The organism is Dawidia cretensis, assembly GCF_018598175.1.
Taxonomy (GTDB): Bacteria; Bacteroidota; Bacteroidia; order Cytophagales; family Cyclobacteriaceae; genus Ohtaekwangia; species Ohtaekwangia cretensis.
In genome coordinates, this window is record NZ_JAHESE010000023.1 from 16,350 (window position 1) to 38,835 (window position 22,486).

Genomic DNA, 22,486 nt, shown 5'->3' on the forward strand with positions numbered 1-22,486 from the left:
TTACGATTTAAGTTTAGAGGCAGCCAACGTAACAGCTTCACGAATGCGATGGTATGTACCACAGCGGCAAATGTTCCCTTGCATGGCGGTGTCAATCTGCTCAGCAGTAGGCCTGGGATTCTTACCCAGAAATGCCGCCGCCGACATAATCTGGCCGGCTTGACAATAGCCACATTGTGCTACGTCTATCTCGCTCCACGCCGCTTGCACGGGGTGGTCGCCTTTCTCAGACAGGCCTTCGATCGTCACGACGTTGCTGGTCCGCACCGCCGATACCGGCAGTGTACATGACCTGACGGCGTTGCCGTTCAGGTGTACCGTGCAGGCACCGCACTGAGCAATGCCGCAACCATACTTTGTCCCTACCAACCCTAGCGTGTCGCGCAGCACCCACAGTAACGGGGTGTCCGCATCGACGTCGGCCTGATAGCTTTTGCCGTTGATGTTTAATGTGTATTGTGCCATAACCGGATGAATAAGCATTGTAAGGTACCGAATTTTGCCGCGTCATGCAGGCATTTTTGATCGGGGGACACCCCGTTTCTCCAAACGGCAGGATACAGCCGATGTACGGACGTCTCCGGCTGCTTGAGGAACTCAGCGACGATTGCTATTTTCACATATCATGATATCGATCAAAAACGATAAGCTCTCGCACCACCACCGCTGGCAGCTGGCATTCAGCCTGCTCGTGTTGTATTATCCCGTACTATTATACCTCGACTTTCCCGTCTATAGCGTCGACTTGGCATTCACCCTTCCGATTCTATATTATCAGGTTATTACCGGCATTGTAATACTGCTTATTCTTTTCGTCTGGATTAATATATCAGAGTGGTGCCTGGATAGACTCGCGCATTACTTTGGCAACGACTTTATTCTGGAGTTTAAACTCCCCGTCCAATTGATGACCTTCGTCCTGGCAGTACTGTTGTCATTTGCCTTTATCGTCGTCACGGGCGAGCTAATGGATGGGCTAAACAACCTGGCACTTCATTTCTTTCACACCCCGCTGATTATTCCTTTCCCGGGAGATCGCACCACGCCGTTCTGGGATTTATACAAACGCGCCAACTCCGGCTTTTTTGTCTTGCTGATGCTCTCGGCCTTCTATCTCATTGCCAACCGTAAGGCGACACTCCGCATAAAAGATATCTTTACCCGCACGGAGACATTGGAAAAAGAGAATGTAAAAGCACAGCTCACGGCGCTGAAAAGCCAGGTGAACCCACACTTTTTATTCAACAGCCTCAGCATCCTCTCCTCGCTGGTACAAGAAGATCCTGTACTGGCGGAGAAATTTATTCAGGAGCTGGCAAAAACTTACCGGTATATCCTCGAGCAGAAGGCGGTCGATACTGTCCTTCTAAAAGAAGAGCTGGTCTTTCTGGAGTCTTATATCTTTCTGTTGACCATCCGTTTTCAGCGCAAGCTTCAGATGACCCTCGCGATATCCGACGAAGAAGCCCGTAAGTACCGGATCGTGCCGATGACCCTCCAGCTGCTTATTGAGAATGCCGTGAAGCACAATCAGATGTCCGATAAGGCTCCCCTGCAAATTCATGTAGACATCCACCTTGGCCGGCTCCGGGTTAGCAACACCCTGCACGCGCGCCTCCGCCGGTCAGAGGCAGGTGGAACAGGTTTACAAAACATCATTGCCCGGTATCACCTCCTGACCGCGCAGTTTGTTCAAATTGAAGATTCTGACACTATCTTTCGCGTAAACGTGCCACTTTTAACCGAGTGACGACTTGGTAGCCGACTATACATATATGAAGGTTCTTATTCTTGAAGATGAAGAGATTATCGCTCGCCACTTAGAGGGGCTGGTCAAACAATATCCGCAGCCCGCAGAAGTGTTGTCGGTCATACCTTCCGTACAGGATGCGCTGCACTGGCTTGGAATACACCCGTCGCCCGACCTGATATTGATGGACATTCACCTGGAGGACGATCTCGTTTTCGCACTGTTTGATTCGATCGACCTGACAGTGCCGGTAATCTTTACCACCGCATACGACGAATATGTCATTCAGGCATTTAAGGTTAATAGCATCGACTATCTACTGAAGCCCATTCAATACGAGGCTCTGGCAGCTGCGCTCGATAAGTACTACACACTTGAAAGACACTTCACACGCACGTCGCCCGCCGATATGGCGTCCTTGCTCGCACAACTGAAGGTCAAAGAATATAAAGATCGTTTTATGGTAACGCTCGGCAATAAGATCCAGAGTATTCCCACGAATGACATCGCTTACTTTTTCCTGGAAGAGAAGATGACATTTCTTGTGACGGATAAAGGCGCCAGGCTGCCTATTAATTATAGTTTGGATCTGCTATCACAAGTGCTTGATCCTCATGACTTTTTTCGGGTGAATCGTCAGTATTACATTGCGCACAGGGCAATCCGGGCGGCGCATCATTATTCCACAGGAAAGCTTAAGCTCGAGTTACAGCCGTTGCCGAAGGAAATGGTATTTGTCAGTGGCGACCGGTTGACACCCTTTAAAGAATGGTTAGGAAAATAAGCAGATTCGCTCATGTGCTGGGACATCAAAATGACCGGTTGAGCCCGTTTGATTCGTCATTCAGCCTGAAGGCCTTTCCCGAACAGGCATTAACAAACATATTGCTTTATGGAAAAGACATTATCCGCCACACATCGCATCCCGTCGATTGATATATTACGTGGCCTGATCATGGTAGTAATGGCCCTCGATCACGTTCGCGACTTCTTTAGTGCCACCCCCTTCCGCCCCGAAGACCTGACGCAGACTTCCGTACCGTTGTTCTTCACCCGTTGGATAACGCACTTTTGCGCACCGACGTTTGTCTTCTTGTCAGGCATAAGCATTTTCTTATTCCAACAACGAAGGTCCATCCGGGGCGAGGTAAGCTTGTTCCTCCTGACACGGGGACTGTGGCTTGTCGTATTGGAGGTTGTGGTGATCACCTTCTTTGTGCAGTTTGGTTATCAGCTCATTTTACTCACTGTGTTTTGGGTGATCGGTTGGTCGATGGTGTTTATGGCTGCTTTGATCTGGCTTCCACGGTGGCTGTTGATAACGCTGGCCGTTGTGATCATTGGCGGGCATAACGCTGTGCCCGATATCACCACCGTAACGCCTCAAAACGCGCTGGCTGCGGTTCTGCATAACACTCCTTTTGTATTGCAGCTGGGCAAACAGCCTGTGTTGGTGGCCTATACTATTTTCCCCTGGGTGGGTGTGATGCTGGCGGGATACCTCATCGGCTCTTGGTTTTTATATGAGCCGGCCCGGCGCGACAAGCTGCTGGTAACGGCCGGTATAGCGTTACTGGTATTGTTTGTAGTATTACGCGGAATAAATCTATACGGCGATCCTGTGCGGTGGAGTATACAGTCCCGTGGCGCTGGATACACGGTGCTGTCATTTATAAACGTCTCTAAATATCCGCCGTCGTTACTGTTCATTAGTCTTACAGTAGGCGTCGGGTTATTGCTGCTCTATGTATTTAATCATTGGACAAACCGCATAACATCGTTTTTCCAGGTATATGGTCAGGTTCCGTTCTTCTATTATTTGCTTCATCTTCCGCTCATGAACATCAGTGCACTCCTCTGGACGTATCTGGCCTTCGGGAAACCCAGTAACTTGTCGTTCATGATGCCGGAATGCCCAGCCGGGTACCATCCTAACTTACTCCGTGCTTACCTGGCTTGGGTATTAGTGGTTGCTGTATTGTATTTCCCCTGTCGTTGGTTTGGCCGCTACCGGAAAGAGAATGGCTATTGGTGGTTGTCATACATGTAAGTCATTGACCACAGCGTAAAACAAAGAAGCCAGTGAAAACTGGCTTCTTTGTTTTATAATCTTTTGTATCCGGAGTTATCGTGTCAGGGCAGCAGGCAGGCCATGTTTGTTGAGAAAGGCCTCGGCTTCTTTTACCTTCTTGAGGATAAAAGGATCTTGCGCACGGCTTTTTATCCTTTTGCTGACGCTAACGCCGGAATAGTTAGTACTTTCTTTTTTACTAAGAATCGCCATATTTCGGTTGATTGCTTATCCAAAGATATTCATTATTTCTTGGATTTCAAACCCCCACCACCTCCGCCTTGCGTCGCGCCAGCAGTCCGATATACCGTCGGTTAGGCCGGAACAACTCCCACTCCTCGTCAATGTTTCCCCAAATGTCAAACCCCTTTAATGTGCCGTCCAGGTGTGTGGCCACGCCCATGGTATAGTAACGCATGCGCACCGGTGTATTTCCCTGAACGAAAACCAGTACCTCCGGATGGCGCTCGGTAAACGCCAGCACTGCTGCCGCTACCGTAAGCAAGACCTGGTTAGGGTCCTTGTTATCGGTAATGATATCGTCGTCAATTGTATTGCCGACTTTGTCGTAATCACCAAAGGCAAGGTTGTAGATGTCCAACGATGTATCGGCAACTTCCATCCTGGTAAAACGTACAAGTTTACGAATCTTCCCTTTCGGACCTATGCTCAAAAACTCATAATCCAGAAATTCGGGGTTCGTCTCTAACGGGTAATGGGTTAAGGTCAAATCACAGCTTGTTTTGCCCTAAACTACCCGATCTAAGAGTAAGTTCAAAGGATTACGACGCCTCCTTCTTCCGGTAGGAGAAGAACAAGTTGATCCATCCGGCACGGGATATACGAAAGTTAAACGGAAGGATCAGAATAGACGCCGCGATCATCGCCCACACATAGGTCCAGGTATCCGGATTAATCGTATACCGCAGTCCCAGATACACCGCTACAAACACGGCCACCTGCATACCGTAGCTGATGTACATGGCACCGAAGTAGTAAGAAGGCTCCTGGATAAAGTCAAAGCCACATACCTCGCATTGCTTGTTCATTTTGGCAAATTTGGTGCTCCATACGGGATGGGAAAACATGTCGCCTTCGTGACAGCGCGGGCATTTCAGATTGACCACACTGTACAATTTTGTTCCTTTTCGTAACATACTGATGCCTGTTTTATACCACTAATAACGGCGTTCAAGGCACACACGATAGCGCACAATTCGCGCTTTATAGCGGACGATTTATCTGTTCACGAAATTGCTCCGGCGTCAGGCCCGTGTGTTTCTTAAAGAAACGGATAAAGTATGACGGGTCCGCAAAATTGAGTCTCACCGCTACCTGGCTGATGGTCAGATCGGCATACGAGAAAAAGCGCTTGGCTTCGAGAATGATCCGCGCATGAATAAGATCACTCAGGGTTTTACCCACGACGGCTTTGCATACGTTGTTTAAATAAGAGGCTGACAGGTTCATCAGCTCCGCGTATTCATGCGGTTGTTTCAACTCTCGATAGTGATGGTTGATGAGCTCTTCCAGCTTGCGAAGCTTATGCGTAGCGTTCGGGGTGCTATCCCCTCCTACCGATACATCGCGTTCCCGGGCCAGCTTGCGCAGGACCACTTCCAGGTAGCTGCGCAGCAACGGCAGGTCGGGCCTGGCCTGGGCGGGTGTTTTGTACTCCTTCAACATTTCCTGAATAATCAAATCGATAACCGAGTCGCAACCAGGAAGTTGAATGTAAGGACTCGGATGAAATGATTGAAAGAACGGAAAAGCCGTCAAATCGGATTCCTGCTGGCCCATTTGGTAAAAGGCCGGAACAAAGAAGAAGAAGTACCCATCTGTTTCTGGTGAGAGATTCCAGGCGTGCACCTGTCCAGGGGTCATCAGGTAAAACGAATTGGATTTAACGGGATAATCGACAAAATCGATCGTATGCGTGCCGATGCCTCGACTGACGTACAAACCCAGGTAGAAGTCGTGACGGTGGGATTTACTGACAAAAGGGTGCTTTTGCAGGTGTTCTTTTAAGGTTTCGATGTAAAACAGGCTCTGTTCGGCTCTTTCTCCAAAAGCATCTAAACAGTAAAGCGGTGTGTCGTTTAACGCGGCCGTGCGTTTCATAATCTGAAAGTTAGCGTTCCCTTGGTGGAAACAAAAAAGCCGTCCCAATTACTTGAAACGGCCTTTTCTATATTTTCTGGAAACTAGCCCAGGTATCCTTTCAATGTTTTGCTACGAGCGTGATGCTGCAAACGGCGGGTAGCCTTTTCTTTAATCTGCCGTACGCGTTCGCGGGTCAGATTAAACTTCTCACCGATTTCTTCCAGCGTCAGCGCATTCTCGCCATTCAGGCCGAAATACAACTCAATAACGTTGGCTTCACGTTGTGTCAGGGTTGCCAGGGCACGTTGTACCTCGCGGCGCAGGGAATCAACGATCAGGCCCGAATCTGGGGTTTCTTCGCTATCGCTGGCCAAAACGTCCAACAGGCTGTTCTCTTCGCCTTGCACAAACGGGGCATCCATCGATACGTGACGGCCAGAGATCTTCAGGGTGTCCGAAACCTCTTCTGAGCTGATTTCAAGCACTTCCGCCAGCTCTTCCGGGGAAGGCTCACGCTGGAATTTTTGCTCCAGGTCCGAGAAGGTCTTCGAAATTTTGTTCAGTGAGCCTACGCGGTTCAGCGGCAGACGCACAATGCGCGACTGCTCTGCCAGCGCTTGCATAATGGATTGACGAATCCACCATACAGCATAGGAAATGAATTTAAAACCACGAGTCTCATCAAAGCGCTGGGCGGCTTTGATCAGGCCCAGGTTGCCTTCGTTGATCAGGTCGCCCAACGTCAAACCGTTGTTCTGATATTGTTTGGCCACCGAGACCACAAACCTGAGGTTTGCTTTGGTCAGCTTTTCCAGCGCCAACGGATCGCCTTCGCGAATTCTTTTGGCAAGCTCTACCTCCATGTCTGATGTAATCAGATCCACCTTCCCAATTTCCTGTAAATACTTGTCGAGCGACTGGCTTTCACGGTTCGTGATTTGTTTGCTGATCTTTAATTGTCTCATTGCAGCCTGTGTAGTATGTTGTTTATTTCGTTGAATTTAAATAAAATGACTCGTTCATAAGAACGGTGGTTCAATAAAAAGGTTTACTCCGTGGATTGCCGACACCTGTCGAATAGGCCGTAGCGCGGTAAAGGTGGGTAGTATGAGAATGAATAATTGGCCCAAGAAGTTCCGAATGTTGAAAACTTTTCTGAGCAAAGGTACAATTTTTTCTTATTTAATGCACACCCCATAAGCTTGGTCGCTGGGTGGATCAAAATGAAGGGCAAACGGCTTGTATCCTTGATGGGGTTATGGCCGTTTGCCCTTTGTCCAGGGGCTAAGTCCTGTTATTTCTTTACCAGATATTTCTTTAGCCAGATCTTTTGTTCAGTCTGAACACGTACTACGTATAAACCCGCAGGTAATGCCGGCAATTCAACCGTGTGCAAGTACTGACGTACTATGCCTGGCTCGAAGTCCGCCATCGCACGACCGTTCATGTCTTTTAAGGTTATACGTGTATGACCCGGTATGGCGTCAAAGCTTAGCGTCAACAATTGGCGCCCGCCTTCCACTGCAGGATTCGGTGCCAGGATAAGCCCGGCTGCGTCCGTGTCGGAAACGGCCACCGTTACATCGTTAGCAACAGATGCAGTCCGTGCGCCGCCACCGCAGCTTCCTTTCAAAATCCAGGCGTCAGTCCAGTACGTGCCGGTGCCCGGGGCATATGCCCAGGCCGCGCCGTTACACCAACCGGAGAATGGATATTCCTTGCACTCATACTGCGCGCCGGCATTCTTCACTTTGCTGCCCGCAACATACCCACCGTTTTCCGTGTATTGTGGAAGCGATGCACAGTTATCCGTGCCACCCGTTACTGTAACGGGAATCGACGATGATGTTCCGCCGGCCCCGCCGTTGTCGAAAGCTTTTGTCGAAAGCGTGTAGGAGCCTGCAGCGACATTTGTCCACGTAAAGCTATACGGGCTGCTATTGTCCGTGCCGAGCAGTGTGGCGCCGTTATAAAACTCCACGCGGTTGATCGTACCATCGTTATCCGTGGCGGTTGCCGTAATGGTGATCGATGCCGGAGCGGTAAACGATGCTCCTTGCGCCGGAGCCGTGATCGCTGTCACGGGCGGAGTATTGGTTTGTGTGCCGTTGACAGTAATACTCACGGCGGCAGAGGTTGTCACACCACCGGCATTGTCGGTAGCGCGTGTTGTAAGCGAGTAAGTACCCGCTGCTACGGTTGTCCACGAGAATGTATATGGAGCAGAGGCGTCCTCGCCCAGTTTTACCGAACCCTGGAAGAACTCTACGTTTGTAATGGTACCGTCAGAATCACTGGCCGAGGCCGCAATAGACACCGTAGCGGGTGCCGTAAAGCTAGCGTTAGCCGTCGGAGCGGTGATGGCAACAGTCGGGCTGACGTTGGTCGAACCACAAGGGCCCAGCAGTTTCCACACATCATCCGGTCCGCTTTTCAACGCCGGGTCATCTCCCTGCGTCCACCAACGGGCCTGGTACCGGTTGCCGTTGCGCGATACTTCGGAGTTACCGCTGTATGCGGTAGTCGCTACCCATGCGGGCACGGTACAGGTATTAACAGATGAAACAGTAATGTTGATGCCAGTGGAAGTCCCGACACCGCCTGCATTATCATACGCTTTTGCTGTCAGGGCATAGCTACCAGCCGTAACACTCGCCCATGTATAAGTGTAAGGTGAGGTAGCATCTTCTCCTAACAACGTTGTGCCTTGATAAAACGCTATTTTGCTAATCGTGCCGTCAGCATCCGTTGCCGTAGCTGTGATGGTCACGGAAGCCGGTGCAGTGTACGTTGCGTTGTTTGCAGGAGCAGTGATGCTCACCGAAGGATTGGCATTGCCCACGCCGATCAATACACCAGTCGACGTACCTACACCGCCTTTGTCGTCGGTACCTTTAGCCGTCAGCGTGTACGAACCTTGTGGAACGCTGTTCCAGGTATACGAATACGGAGCAGTAGCGTCTTCACCCAGCAGCGTGCCGCCCTGGAAGAACTGCACCTTCGTCACGGTACCGTTGTCCGAAGCGTTCGCCGTGATAGTAATGGTCGCGCCGGGGGCAAACGTAGCGTTGTTCGCAGGGCTGGTAATGCTTACCGTCGGCGCCGGGTCGACCACAACACCGCCTGCATCATTAATGGCCTTTAGCAAGCTTGTGCCGCTGTGGTAGCCCGTGTCACCGGTAAGCTCCCAGATGATAACGCCCTGGTGACCAAATCGCTTGGTATACTTAATCTTCTCGGCTGCGCCTTTCGGCGTTTCATAATAAATCTTCTTGCCGTTGGCACCAATATAGCCACCCAGCTGACGAGAGTCCTGCGGATCGAAGCTGGTGGCAGCGTTCGGATAGGCTGCGACAATCTCTTTCCACTTCGGCGCAACAAAACCGTTGGCATTGTCGGGCTTGCGGGTGGCAAGGTCATATCCATAGAAAGGTACACCAATACACAGCTTGGCCTTCTGTACGTTAAAGCCACCATCGTGGTTCCAGGCGGCGGGCGCCATGCCCATCCAATATTCGAGCGCGTCTTCGGCCGAGTAGATCGGGTTGTCAGCTGTCTGGCCCTGGTATGTTCCCAGTGGTACTTTGTACAGGGCCGCGTGCGGACCGATCGGCGACGTATTCCACGAACCCGTGAAGTCGTATGTCATAAGACCAACCCAGTTAAGGTATTGCGCCAGCGCATCGTCATAGTTGTTACCGTAGTAGGAAGTGCCAAACACCGCAGCCGACAGCAATTTGCTCGGCATCTTCTGGCGCAGCTTCTGGGCCAGACGTGTTAAGCCTACCGCCGCTGGGTGTGGCCCTTGGTCGGGTCCACCCCACTTGTCGCCGCGTACACGTCCACCCTGCTCGGTTGTACCCGAGATGGTTGCATCGGGCCACCAGCATTCCAGGTCGAGGTCTACACCGTCGATGCCCTTGGCATTGACATAATTCGTAATAAAGGTGGCCATCTCTTCCAGCTTGGCGTCGTTGTTATAATACTGCGTCAACAGCCACAGGAATGCAAAGTCGGTAGCACCGCCGATGGCAACAGACACCGTGGTGCCTTTCGCGTGCGCGCGCGCCAGTACACCGTTGTCAAACAGGATCGAGTCCACCTTGCGGTTGTGAAACGAACCCCACGCAATGGAAGCGAAGTTGCTGCTATTGTAGTTATTGTTGTTTTGTTGAAACAGGTTGAAGGCAATGTTGATGTGATTGACAGTACCCGGATCATAGGTCTTGAAATCAAAGTCGGGTACCCAATACGGTAAATAGCCGATGATGCGCTGCGGGCCAGTATAGTCACCGCCGATACCACCATCTCCACACTTGCTCACTAATGTCCAGTCGCCCGTGGTACCGGGTTCGGTAATAGTCGACCATTTTGCTTGATAGTTACCACTCTTGTGCGACACCTGCGTGCCTCCGGGGTAGCCCGCGGCGTTTGGTGTCCAGGGGGTCCAGCAATTCGGGAACGAATACTGCCCATAGGCCAGCACCGTCACCAGCAGGCACCAGCATACCAGTAAAATTTTACGTTTCATAGATGTTGTGGGGTTTATGTGTTTATAAAAAAAAGAAGAGGAATAATCCCTCTTCTTTTTAGTGAATGTTATTCGATGATGTATTTTTTCGTCCAGACTCGCTGGCTTGATTTTATGTGGAAGATGTAGAGGCCTCTTGGCAGCGGCGGCAGGGCCACCGTTACCTGGCTGTTACCCTTGTCGCCGAAGTGCTGGCGGTGTACATCGGTGCCGTTTACATTCTTCAGCGTAACCTGTACTGCACCAGGTGCCGATTCGAACGTGAACGAAGCCGTTGCGCTTTCGCCCGCCTTGCCCGGGTTCGGATACAGCGTTAAACCTTTCTCTTCCGTTACCGTCAGGGTTGCGGCAGAAGCATCTGCCGTACGCGCGGCTGCGCCGCAGCTTCCCTTCAGTACCCATGCGTCCGACCAGTAAGTGCCGGTGCCCGGAGCATAGGCCCACGCAGCGCCATTACACCAACCCGAGAACGGATAAGGCTTACATTCATACTGGCTGCCTTGGTTTTGTACGATACTGCCGGCAACATAACCGCCATTCTCTACATACTGTACTACACCGCCACAACCGGATGTGCCACCGGTGACGGTGAGACTAACAGCGGCAGATGTAGTAGACGCGCCCTGGTTGTCGGTAGCGACTGCGGTCAGCGTATATGTACCCGCTGCAATACCGCTCCAGGTATACGCGTATGGAGAGGATGTGTCTTCACCCAATTTCGTACCATTGCGGAAGAACTCGACTTTCGTAACAGATCCGTTATCCGAAGCGGTTGCCTGGATGGTTACAGTAGCCGGGGCTGCGGCAGACGTACCATTGGCCGGAGCCGTGATGCTGACCGTCGGCGGTGTGTTATTGTTGTTGCCACCGTTGCGGACATCGATCACCTGACGGATAGCCGTCAATAGCGAGTTGTTGCCCGTAGCGTCTTGCGACAGTTCCCAGATCATCATACCGCCCAGGTTGCGATCAAACGCCAGGTTTGTCTTTTGCTTGATGGTATTGATACCGTTATAGTAGTCGCCGTTGAAAACATCCAGGTTCGGGTTCGCACCCTGGGCCACCAGGTCGCGGAACGTCTTCCAGTTAGGACGGGAATAGAACGGAACACCCAATACGGTCTTTGCAGCCGGCAGGCCGCGACCCGCCCAGTAGTCAAGCGAAGAAACCGCGTAGCTATACGGAGAGTGATCAGCACCGTTGCCGCCGTCGTATACCATGATGTTCAGGAAGTCAACGGCTGTGAATACTGCCGGCAGAACACCGTTTGCGTAATATCCAGATGCCGATACTGCTGCCGTCAGGAACTTGCCTTGCGCGTGCAGGGCACTACCCAGCTCGGTCATCAGCGTAGCGAAGTTTGCGGGATCCTGTCCGTCAATCGGATATTCCCAGTCGATATCGACACCGTCCAACTGGTACGTATTCAGGAGTGCCAGAAGGTTGTTTTTGAATGTATTGCGTGTTGAAGCGCTGGCCGCCATTACCTGGAAGTCAGTGTTGTTCAGGTCGCTCCAGCCACCTACGGCAATCCCTACTTTTGCACCCGCGGCATGTGCGCGCGATACGATCTGAGACAGTTTACCAGGTTGGTCAACGGCTGTTAAACCACCGCTGGTGGTCGGACGAATAAACGAGTAGTTGATGTGTGTAACTTTATCGTACTGGATATCATCCGCCGTACCTTGCCAGGACGGCATGTAGCCTACTACTTTGAAGGAACCGTTGTTGCTGGTACCGCCCGTAACTGTAATGGACACGGAAGATGAAGTACCTGTACCGCCAGCGTTGTCGGTTGCCTTGGCCGAAAGTGTATACGTGCCGGCTACAACATTTGACCAGGTTACACTATACGGACTGCTCGTGGCCGTGCCAATCAGGCTTGAGCCGTTGTAGAATTCTACTTTGCTGATGGTGCCGTCGCTGTCTGTAGCCGTAGCCGTCAGCGTAACGGTTGCAGGTGCTGTATACGAGGTACCGTTGTTCGGTGCTGTCAGTGTAGCAACCGGGTTAGCGTTGGTAGGACCACCACCGCAAGGGCCGATCAGTTTCCACACGTCATCCGGACCGCTCTTCAGCGCAGGGTCCTCCCCTTGTGTCCACCAGCGCGCCTGATATTTGTTCCCATTGCGTGATACTTCCGCGCTACCATTGTACGCCGTAGCAGCCACCCACTCAGGAGTGGAGCAGCTTGAGCCGGTAACCGTGATGTTTACGGCAGAAGAGGTAGTCGAAAGACCGCTGTTGTCAGTAGCCTTCGCTGTCAATGAATACGTGCCGGCACCCACGCCGGCCCAGGTATAGCTGTATGGCTGTGTAGTCGCTTCACCAAGTTTGGTTGCTCCCTGGAAGAATTCAACACGGGCAATGCTACCGTCCGCGTCGGTGGCCGATGCCGTGATGGTAACAGATGCACCTGCAGTATAGCTCGAGCCCGAAGTCGGCGATTGGATCGACACCGTCGGAGCAGTCGCTGTGCCGGCAATAACCGATACAGAGGCAGTGGCTGTATTGCCGCTATTGTCTGTTGCTTTCGCCTGGATGGTATGTGTCCCTGCTGCCAGTGAGCTAATGGTAAAGCTGTACGGTGAGGTTGCATCCTCTCCTACTTTCGTACCGTCTAACAGGAATTCTACTTTCGTGATGCTGCCATTCGAGTCATTTGCCGTAGCATTTACAACAACTGATGAACCGGGTGCTACCACCGCATTGTTCGTAGGCGCAGTGATAGAAACGGTAGGCATGCCGGTGTTACCCAGCGCAAATACTTCGTTGATCTTGTTGACCAGCGGCGATTTCACAGAGGAGTAGCGCGCCAGTTTCGGACCGAAGGCCGTGGCAGAGCCACTGATCTCGAGGTCTTCGTACACAGTCCATACAATTACACCACTGAGTCCTTTGTCTACCACGTATTGGGCTTTCAGACCAATAGACTGCTCATTGTCGTAGCTCAGGAAGTAATTTCCTTTGGTGAGGTACGGTACCTTGGCGTTGTCATCCCAGTGCTCGGTCCAGCCGGCTTTATTTTGACGGATGTATTCGTAATACGGAGTTCCTTCGTGTGCAGACCAATTGGTGAAGTCTGCTGCTGAGCTGATCGGACCATCGGGATCAACTGTGCGTTGTACTTTCTGTGTAGGTGCGTTCAGAGCAGCAGTGCCTTGTGTTACAACACCACGACCATAGAAAGCGGCACCCATGTTGATCTTGTTCGCGGGTACACCCAGCCCTACCAGGGCACGGTAACAGGCATCCCAGCTAAAGTTGGCAAACTCCTGATTCGGGTAGTCATACAACGGCGAGTTGTGACCAGCTTTACCTGACCAGCCGCCGTTGTAGTCGTACGTCATCATATTGAAGTAGCTCATGACGTTGGCCAGCGTTGACCACTGAAGGCCTGCTAGCTTAGCGGGATCAGCCGTAAACGCAGCCGTGATCAACTTATCCGGGCCAATGGCAGAGCGGATCTGCTGTACGAGTGTCGTGAAATTAGCGAAGTCAGCCTGGCTTCCGGTAAAGTTCATGCCAGAATACGGACCCGGGTATTCCCAGTCCAGGTCGATACCGTCAAAGCCTAACCCGATCAGGCGCTGGCAGTTTGCTACAAAGCGCGCACGCTTTGTGGCATCGGCTGCCATTTCAGGAAAGTGCTTACACATGCTCCAGCCACCGATAGACGCTACAACCCTAACGTTGCGTTCGTGCGCCATTTCGATGATGCCTTTTGCACCGCCTTCTTTCTTCAGCGGTACCGGCATCGGGCCGGTCAGTGTAGTTTTGGTATTTCTCCAGCCGGCACCATCCGCCACAAAACCTGCGGCGGCAACACGAGCGTCGGCGAAGTCGTATTTGTACTCCAGCTCACCAAACATCAGGTGCATGTCCCAGCTGTCATACACGCCACCGTGCAGGATGGGCGCGGGCTCTTGCACAGCACCTTGCTGGTAGATAAGCTTGTTACGGTAGTCGCCGCTATGCAGCGAGCCGTCTTTGGCCACACCAAAGAACGAGAAGTTCAGAATGGTGTACTTGGAGTAGTCAATGTTGAGGTGCGTGTAGGCACCCGCGCCGGGCACACCGTGTGCCGAGCTTTTCCAGGCATCCCAGTTGGTAATGTACCCCACGATTTGCTTTTGGTGATTGGCTGTTGTAGCACTGCCTCCGGTATTGACCTGACCGAAGACCGCCGCTACACTCGCCAGCAACAACAGCAGCAGGATATATACCCGCCGGCATGTGTTGCCGAAGCTAATGCTAGTTAGCGTAAAAGTTGACATAGTAATTGGTTATTGGTTTGAACATTTGCCACAGCCTGGCCCTGAGAACTAGGGCTGACTGCATCGCGGGCTAAATGTTGGGATAACCAATAGGAAAAAGAAAAGTAGTTATTGAATGGCCGTGTGCACTTATTAAAAGGTGCAGAAACGTAGCGTGTGTCTTGTGTGCGCGCAGGCTCAGGAATGTACGGCTGTCGACCGAACGGAAAGTCGGCTTACGACTTCTTCTTTGCGCCGCCGCGAGATTGGCACCGATGAGCTGTCTTTCAGGACTAACAGCCCTTCGCTTTTGAATTTTAATACATAGTCCAGATTCACCAGGTGCGAACGGTGTATGCGTAGAAAATTGTTGTGGACCGTCAACAGGTCTTCATACTCCTTCAGCGTTTTAGATGACACAAATGTTTTATTGTCTGTTAGCACAAAACGTGTGTAATTCAGATCCGCTTCACAGCGAATGATTGTGTCGACCTCCAGAAACACCACACCATCATAGGTCGTAATGGCGAGGTTGCGTTCTTTATGTTCAAAGAAGTTCTCGATCTGGCGACTGTAGACGTCTTTCCTGCCCCGGTGTGATTGATAGCGCTCCACGGCTTCTTTCAGCTCAATAGGATTGATCGGTTTGAGCAGATAGTCCAACGCATTGTACCGAATGGCACGGATCGCATACTGATCGTGCGCGGTGGTGAAGATCACCTTGCAATCTATTTCAGGTATGGCTGCCAGAAAATCGAAGCCGTTCATCATCGGCATCTCGATATCGAGAAATAGCAGATCGGGTTTGAAGTAATGAATCTTTAACAACCCGTCTTCGCTGTCGTCTGCTGTCTCCAGCAAAAACTGACCTGGAAAGATTCGCTCCATCGTTACCTTAAGTAGGTTCCGGGCTTTACTTTCATCATCGATAATCAACGCTCTAATCATTGTTAAAACTTCGGTGAACCAGTATTAACGTCTCTGCTAGTGTGTACTGCCATGAGATAGGTGGGTAGCGAAATACCTTATTTTTAAGGTATTAGCGTTGCCTGCATCTATAGCAGCACGCGGTCAAGGTATAACAAAGTACAAAAAATAAAGATACTTACTGGTCCAACCCTCTGATTAATATGATAACCTGTCCTTTTACCCGACTTGCTACAAAGAGCACTTTTATACATCAGTTATGAGCAAAGGACGCACGATATACACGATGCAGAAAGGGAACTTTAAATGTTACACTTCTAGCGTTCCAACGCACGCCGCATAGAAGTCATACCTGTTTTTTCCGGTATGAATTCTGTCCTACCAAGAGGCACGCGAACAATCACCGTGGTACCCGCAGCCGTGCCGTCCGGATGCACGCGATCAACGATGCGAAGGTCGAATACATCATTTTGTTTTTTCATCAACGCCATGCGCTCACGAATGATCTTCATGCCCATCGAGCGATATGTCTTTTTAATGCTGCTCTTCCGGATCAGTGTGCCTTGCTTGCGTCCAATGCCATCGTCGGCAATGCTGCACAGCAACACGTCTTCCGATTCCAGGTTAAACGCAATGCGCAGGTTGCGCTCGCCCTTCTTATGCATCAGCCCGTGCCACAAAGCATTCTCTACAAAAGGCTGCAACAAGAACGAAGGAATAATCACTTCCTCCGGATCAATGTCGCTGTCTACATGGATCTCGTAATGGAATTGTTTGTCAAAGCGCATGGACTCCAGCTCGAGGTATAGCTCCAGCAACGTGAGCTCCTGATCGAGCGAGATGAAGTTCTTTTCAGAGCTCTGCAACACCGTGCGGAGCAACTTCGAGAACTGATGCAGGTAATGCATGGCCTCGTCTTGTTTATGCACAATGATCAATTCCTGAATAGACGTCAGACAGTTGAAGATAAAGTGCGGGTTCATCTGGGCAATCAGCGCTTTAAGCTCAAGCTCAGCAATAAGCTTGGCGATTCGGATCTTCTCGCGGAAGCGATTGCGTACGACGTTCGCGATCAACCCGATAAACAGGATAGCGGTCATACCCAGCATCGCCGAGAACCACCATGTCTGCCAAAATGGGGGCAGAATAACAATCCTTAAGGCAACACCCTGGTCGTTCCATACGCCATCGTTGTTCGATGCGTTCACCTGGAAGGTATACTCTCCCGGCTCCAGGTTGGTGTAGGTAGCGGAGCGCTTTCCGTTCACCATGTTCCATTCGTCTTCAAAGCCGGCCAGGCGATAAGAATACTGGTTCTTCTCCGGCTGGATAAAATTCAACGCCGCGAACTCCAACGTGATGACCGATTGATCGTGCGACAACACCACGGTTTTAGTCTCGTTCAGTTGCGCCTTGAGCAGCGCATTGCGCGGATGCGGCAACACTTCCTTATTGAGGATCTTCAAGCTGGTAAAGGCAATCGGCGGCGGAAATTGATTGTTCTTCACCTCCCGTATCACCTCGGGTATAAACGATGTGAAGCCGTTGGTACCCCCAAACAAAAACTCACCTCGTCGCGTCTCATAACTGGCGTTGATGTTGAACTGATAATCTTGCAGACCGTCGTGTGTCGAATAACTTTTAAAGACGCGGTTCTTCAGGCTCAGATACGCAAGCCCGCGCCCCGTACTCATCCATACGTGCCCATGTTTATCAGACAGAATACCCGAAACGATGTTGTCCGGCAAGCCGTCCGATTCATGGAAGGAAGTAAACGTACCAGAGGCTTCATTGTATAAGTTGAGTCCCCCCGCAAATGTACCGATCCACAAGTTACCTTCATGATCCTGGTTGATGCACCGTATCCAATGGTTGCTCAGGCTGTTTTTGTTTTGCTGATCGCTCTTGATCACGGTGAAATGGGTGTACGGTTCTTCCAGCAGGTTGAGCCCCTCTTGCGTCCCGATCCAAAGACGTCGTTTGGTGTCTTCGTACAGGCAGCGAATCATGTTGTTGCTGAGGTTCGAGTTATTGATGTTGATGCAGGCAAACGTATTCGTACGCGGATCATACCGGTTGATGCCGTTATTGGTACCCACCCAAATTCGCCGCTGACTGTCTTCCAGTAACACCCACACCACATTGTCGCTCAGGCCTGAGCCGTCACCATACATATACCGCGTGAATTTCTTGCGGGCAGGGTCATACCGGCAGAGCCCGCCCAGATACGTGCCGATCCAAAGTTGACCTTGATGATCAAGCATCAGCGATAGGATACGGTTGTCGCTAATGCTGTTGGTGTTTTGCTCGTCGTTGTAAAAGTTCGCAAACTGTCCGGTGGCCCGGTCAAAATAACACAGTCCGCCACCGTCGGTGCCAATCCACAGGTTGCCGTTCTTTTCTTCGGCAAACGATGTGACCGAGCTGTTGCCGTTGAGCGTCGGCACTTTGTAATGGAAAAACGATTCGGCATTCTGGTTAAAGAAGTTCACGCCACCATTATAAGTTCCCACCCAGATGCCCCCGCGCTCGTCGCTGCTAATGGACCGCACTACGTTGTTATTGAGACTCTTGGAGTTATACGGTGAATGTACAATATGCTGAAATTCGTGGGTCTCAGGGTTAAAGATGTCAATGCCCCGGCCGTCAGTGCCGATCCAGATCTTGCCGTTGTCCTGTACCCATAGCGTTGGTAACAAATCGCTCGAGATGCCTGCCGTGCTGCCGAATACGTGGCGAAAGCTTTTGAAAGTTTTCTCGTTCGGCTGGTATAAATTCAGCCCGCCACCATACGTAGCAATCCAGATACGTCCCGACGGGTCCTCCACGATCTTCCGGACATTATTCCCGCTTAACGAGCCTACCTGATTTTTCCGGTATACGAAGTGCAGGAAGTTGCCGGTGCTGTCCTCTAATACATGGATACCGTTGGATGTGCCCACCCACAGATTTCCGTGCCGGTCTTCCAGGATCGATGGAATAGTATTGTACACTATCTCGTGTGCGTCGAAGATTCGCGCATACGGCTTGATAAACGTGCCGCTTGTTTCCTGGTACAGGTACAGTCCCTGGTCACTGCCGACCCACAGTCTGCCCTTGCGGTCCTGGTAGATGGCGCGGACGGGAATGCCTTTAAAAAAATGTTTGTCAAATCGGTCCAGCTCGCGGTTGTAAAGGTCCAATCCTTTTTCTGAGCCAATCCAAAGACGCTGCCGGGTGTCCTCCAGCAATGTATAGGTGATATTACTACTGATGCTAATGGTGTCATTTTCCTTCGCACGGAAGCTGACAAAGGAATAGGCATCGTAACGGGCCACACCATTCTCCGTAGCGATCCAGATAAACCCCCGGCTGTCGCGAATCACTCCATTGACCGTATTGCTGGGCAATCCTTCTTCGGCTGTCAGATGGTGAAACTTAACATCAAGTTCCTGCGCCCCGCACCAGTTTACGCCGGCCAGACAACAACATAGCAGTGAGAACAGACGGGTAACGCATGACATATGTTGGCTCAGGGTTTATACCCGAAGATACAACGTTTGCGCGCGGGTTACATCCGCACAGAAGCCAGGATGCCGGGGAATACGAAAAGTGGATGAACTTCTCGACGATTACGATTAGGGAAGCCTGGCCACCAGTTGTTCAGGCAGCAGCCGGAGGATGTGGTAGATCATTTTCCACTTGAATCCCGGTACGATGATAAACGCGCGTCGTACACCGACGGCCGCCCGGGCGATAAACAATGGTTCCAACATCAGCGACTCGGGCAGTTCTAAGCCTGCGGTCATTTTACTACGGATGTAGCCAGCAACGACAACGTGCACGCGGATGCCCCGGTCAAAAAGATACTGCCGCATGCCTGCCAGATATTGTGTAAAAGCAGACTTGGTACTGCCATAGATGAAATTGCTTTTTCGACCACGTACACCCGAAAGCGAAGATAGTCCGATGACACGTTCCAGCGCTTTGTTGTTGGTGTCCATCACAATGATGTTGAGGATCGACACGGCGCCGCAGTAATGAACATTCATCATCTGGTATGCCCCCTCCCAGTCCAGCAAGGCTTCTTCATTGTTCTTCAGAAATCCAGCAGCGTACACCACGATTGCCGGCTTCGTGGGCAGCGATTCATAAAAGCTCCGGTGTGTGGCAAAGGCGGTAGCATCAAAGTATGCCACCTGCACGCTGTCGCCGCCGATGTTGTGCGCGCGCAGAAAGTCTTGCAGCGCGGTCGTGCTTCGTGACGCTGCTACGACATTATACCCTTGTTGAATATATAATATGATCATCTCCTTAGCGACATCCGAATTTGCGCCGAGGATGAGAACAGTTTTTTTATCGAACATCTGACTATACGAATATTATTGCCTGTACTTACTGGCTGTTCGCTTGCCGGGATGTTGACGTCGCGGTTTCAATCAGCTTATCGAGTGCGGATTTGGAAACGCCCAGCTTGTCCGCGACAATGTTGATCAGCTCGCGTTCCGCCGGGGCAAACTCGCCGTCGGCCAGGGCCAGCTCGATCATGTCCTCCAGCTGCTGTTCCTTTTCGGAGTCGTCCAGTGGAATCAGATACTTATACTCATCTGCACGGTCGAGCATAAGATTGAGCCGGTCGAGTGGAATACCTTTTTCATAGGCGATCTTAGCCAGGGCAACCCGCTCCAACTCTTCAATCTTACCGTCTGCTGCACTCAACGAAATGAGGTTCCGGAAATGCGCCAATTTGATGTGGTCTAACATAGGTCTAGGGGTTCAGACAGGATAACAAGTGTTTTAAAGATACTAGAATCACGCAGAAAACAGGCTGTAAGTACTTGTAAAAGAAACAATTTATTGCCTGGCCTCCGGTGCGTCGGCTTGTAAAGCGTAGTCCTTAATTTTCTGATACAGCGTTGTCAACCCAATACCTAACAGTTTTGCCGCCTGCGTCTTGTTTCCCCGAGCGAATGCCAGTACCTGCCGGATGTGTTTTTTCTCTGCCGCCGCCAGCGTCCAAACGCCTTCTTCCAGGCCGGTAGAATCGTAGGCATTAAAATCGTAGGGCAGCATGTCGGCTTCCAGGACGTTCAGATCGTTCAGGATGACACAACGCTCCACGACGTTCTTCAACTCGCGGATGTTTCCTTTCCAGGGGTGTACGCGCAACGCTTGCAGAAAGGCGGGGGACATGGCGGCCACCGGTTTCTTCGTCTTCTGCGAAAACTGACGCACAAAGTATTCGGCGAGCGCTTGAATATCTTCTCTCCGCTCCCGCAGCGGCGGCAGCGGAATGCTAAATACCGATAGGCGGTAAAAAAGATCCTTGCGGAAGTTACCTGCCTCCGACTCTTTTTCAGGGTTACGGTTGGTGGCGGCAATAAAACGCACGTTTACCCGCCGTGCCTTGCTCTCTCCCACCCGGTAAAATTCACCGGTTTCCAATACCCGCAACAGCTTGGCCTGCAAGTCAATGGGCATCTCGCCGATCTCGTCGAGAAACAGCGTTCCCTCCTGTGCTTCTTCCAAATAGCCTTTCTTGGCTTTTGTCGCACCGGTAAACGCACCTTCTGCATGGCCGAAGAGCTCGCTCTCAAGCAGGTCCTTTGGAAAAGCACTGCAGTTGACAGCAACGAAGGGCTTAGCCTTCCGATCGCTCTCGTAGTGAATGGCCTGTGAAAATATCTCTTTACCCGTGCCGGTCTCGCCCAGGAGTAGTATCGTAGTGTCCGTGGGCGCTACTTTTCTGGCCAACGCGATGCTTTCCTGGATGCGTTTACTTTGACCCAGAATGTGGCCAAAACCAAAACGGTCTTGTAACCGGGCTTCCAGGTGCTGCACCTTCTGTTGCAGCAGGGCTTTCTCCGATGCTTTACTAAGCAAGGGAATGATCTTCTCCTGGTGGTCGCCCTTGGTCAGGTAGTCAAATGCGCCGTTCTTAATCGCCGTGACACCATCCTGAATCGTTCCATAGGCCGTAAGGACAATGACTTCCACCGCAGGATACTGTTTCTTCAACATCGCCGTCAGCTCGATGCCGTTCCCATCCGGTAGCTTAACGTCCGATACCACCACGTTGATGGGCTCGCGTTCCATCACTTGTAGGCCTTCTTTCATCGTGGCGGCCTGCTGTACAGTATATCCTTCCAGGCTGATAACCCGCGCAATCAGCTTGCGCAGGTTTTCTTCGTCGTCAATGATTAGTACTCTGCTCACAGATATGTTCCATAGATCCAGGCAAATGTACTAACGATCAGCACAACGCCATACACCTGTGCCTGCCGGTACTCCTGCAGGTAGGTTTTCAGCTCTTCGATCTTGGCCCGGTAACGCTTGCGAACGAACCACAGCATGGCACCGGTAAAGACAACGCTGAGCGCAAAGGCCGTGACTACATCCGGCGCCCGGAGTCCCGACAGGCCCTTGCCGTAAAAGAACCGTCCGACAAACACAATGCCCAGCAACAAAGACACAATAAATATGATCTCCGTGCGCAAACCCCGGCGGAACATGGTCAGAAGCTGCTCCAGCCGTTCGGGAATGCTATCGCTTAATGTCAGGTGGTTGACGGTTCGTAGTTTGGCCCAATAGAACAGGACGATCAGTTGATAAAGGAACATCATCTTCACAAAACCCTGTGGCGATCCCGGATAGGTAAAGCCATCTGTCAGCAGCGGCATGGCCAGGGTGGCGACCACCATGCTGCCCAGCAACACGGTAATGACACGTTCGTATTGCCGCCGGGTAACGGTAATCATGTCCGTCGTCTTGCCTTGCAACAATGCAGGCAGACGATCGAAGTGGGACTGCTCTTCCGCCGAAAGGCCGCTGGTCTTTTTCCAGCCGGCTTTTAATGCATCTATATCCAT

At 51.4% G+C, this 22,486-nt stretch carries 17 protein-coding genes; 3 read left to right on the plus strand and 14 right to left on the minus strand.

The window, feature by feature from the left end:
- Window positions 1–465, minus strand: coding sequence for a (2Fe-2S)-binding protein (locus KK062_RS19700; RefSeq protein ID WP_254086058.1), 465 nt, complete (start codon window positions 463–465; stop codon window positions 1–3).
- Window positions 466–625: 160 nt separating this feature from the next.
- Here KK062_RS19700 and KK062_RS19705 point away from each other — a divergent pair, with 160 nt between their 5' ends.
- From KK062_RS19705 to KK062_RS19715, 3 genes are all read left to right on the plus strand, one after another.
- A complete protein-coding gene (locus tag KK062_RS19705; protein ID WP_254086059.1) occupies window positions 626–1,750 on the plus strand; it encodes a sensor histidine kinase in 1,125 nt (374 codons plus the stop codon).
- Window positions 1,751–1,775: 25 nt separating this feature from the next.
- Window positions 1,776–2,534, plus strand: coding sequence for a LytR/AlgR family response regulator transcription factor (locus KK062_RS19710; RefSeq protein ID WP_254086060.1), 759 nt, complete (start codon window positions 1,776–1,778; stop codon window positions 2,532–2,534).
- 108 nt (window positions 2,535–2,642) lie between these two features.
- A complete protein-coding gene (locus KK062_RS19715; protein ID WP_254086061.1) occupies window positions 2,643–3,800 on the plus strand; it encodes an acetyltransferase domain-containing protein in 1,158 nt (385 codons plus the stop codon).
- 75 nt (window positions 3,801–3,875) lie between these two features.
- On the opposite strand, the gene KK062_RS19720 is transcribed toward KK062_RS19715, so the two are convergent.
- The 13 genes from KK062_RS19720 to KK062_RS19780 form a co-directional block, all read right to left on the minus strand.
- Window positions 3,876–4,034, minus strand: a complete 159-nt coding sequence (locus tag KK062_RS19720) for a hypothetical protein (RefSeq protein WP_254086062.1) — start codon at window positions 4,032–4,034, stop codon at window positions 3,876–3,878.
- Between the two features lie 46 nt (window positions 4,035–4,080).
- Entirely contained in the window at window positions 4,081–4,551 is a 471-nt protein-coding gene (locus KK062_RS19725; protein ID WP_254086063.1) for a DUF6934 family protein, read from the minus strand.
- Between the two features lie 52 nt (window positions 4,552–4,603).
- A complete protein-coding gene (locus KK062_RS19730) occupies window positions 4,604–4,978 on the minus strand; it encodes a DUF983 domain-containing protein (protein ID WP_254086064.1) in 375 nt (124 codons plus the stop codon).
- Between the two features lie 67 nt (window positions 4,979–5,045).
- Window positions 5,046–5,942, minus strand: coding sequence for an AraC family transcriptional regulator (locus tag KK062_RS19735; RefSeq protein WP_254086065.1), 897 nt, complete (start codon window positions 5,940–5,942; stop codon window positions 5,046–5,048).
- Window positions 5,943–6,025: 83 nt separating this feature from the next.
- A complete protein-coding gene (locus KK062_RS19740; protein ID WP_254086066.1) occupies window positions 6,026–6,889 on the minus strand; it encodes a sigma-70 family RNA polymerase sigma factor in 864 nt (287 codons plus the stop codon).
- 329 nt (window positions 6,890–7,218) lie between these two features.
- A complete protein-coding gene (locus KK062_RS19745; protein WP_254086067.1) occupies window positions 7,219–10,455 on the minus strand; it encodes an Ig-like domain-containing protein in 3,237 nt (1,078 codons plus the stop codon).
- Window positions 10,456–10,523: 68 nt separating this feature from the next.
- A complete protein-coding gene (locus KK062_RS19750) occupies window positions 10,524–14,732 on the minus strand; it encodes a glycosyl hydrolase family 18 protein (protein ID WP_254086068.1) in 4,209 nt (1,402 codons plus the stop codon).
- 177 nt (window positions 14,733–14,909) lie between these two features.
- Window positions 14,910–15,659 (minus strand): LytR/AlgR family response regulator transcription factor, encoded by a 750-nt coding sequence (locus tag KK062_RS19755; RefSeq protein WP_262899271.1) that lies wholly within the window; start codon window positions 15,657–15,659, stop codon window positions 14,910–14,912.
- Window positions 15,660–15,955: 296 nt separating this feature from the next.
- Window positions 15,956–19,141, minus strand: coding sequence for a ligand-binding sensor domain-containing protein (locus KK062_RS19760; RefSeq protein WP_254086070.1), 3,186 nt, complete (start codon window positions 19,139–19,141; stop codon window positions 15,956–15,958).
- Window positions 19,142–19,255: 114 nt separating this feature from the next.
- A complete protein-coding gene (locus tag KK062_RS19765) occupies window positions 19,256–19,984 on the minus strand; it encodes an SDR family NAD(P)-dependent oxidoreductase (protein ID WP_254086071.1) in 729 nt (242 codons plus the stop codon).
- A 28-nt stretch (window positions 19,985–20,012) separates the two neighbouring features.
- Window positions 20,013–20,381 (minus strand): TerB family tellurite resistance protein, encoded by a 369-nt coding sequence (locus KK062_RS19770; protein WP_254086072.1) that lies wholly within the window; start codon window positions 20,379–20,381, stop codon window positions 20,013–20,015.
- A 90-nt stretch (window positions 20,382–20,471) separates the two neighbouring features.
- A complete protein-coding gene (locus tag KK062_RS19775) occupies window positions 20,472–21,833 on the minus strand; it encodes a sigma-54-dependent transcriptional regulator (protein WP_254086073.1) in 1,362 nt (453 codons plus the stop codon).
- Window positions 21,830–22,486 carry a hypothetical protein gene (locus KK062_RS19780; RefSeq protein WP_254086074.1) on the minus strand — a complete coding sequence of 219 codons (657 nt, stop codon included), beginning with the start codon at window positions 22,484–22,486 and terminating at the stop codon, window positions 21,830–21,832. The genes KK062_RS19775 and KK062_RS19780 overlap by 4 nt, the downstream gene beginning before the upstream one ends.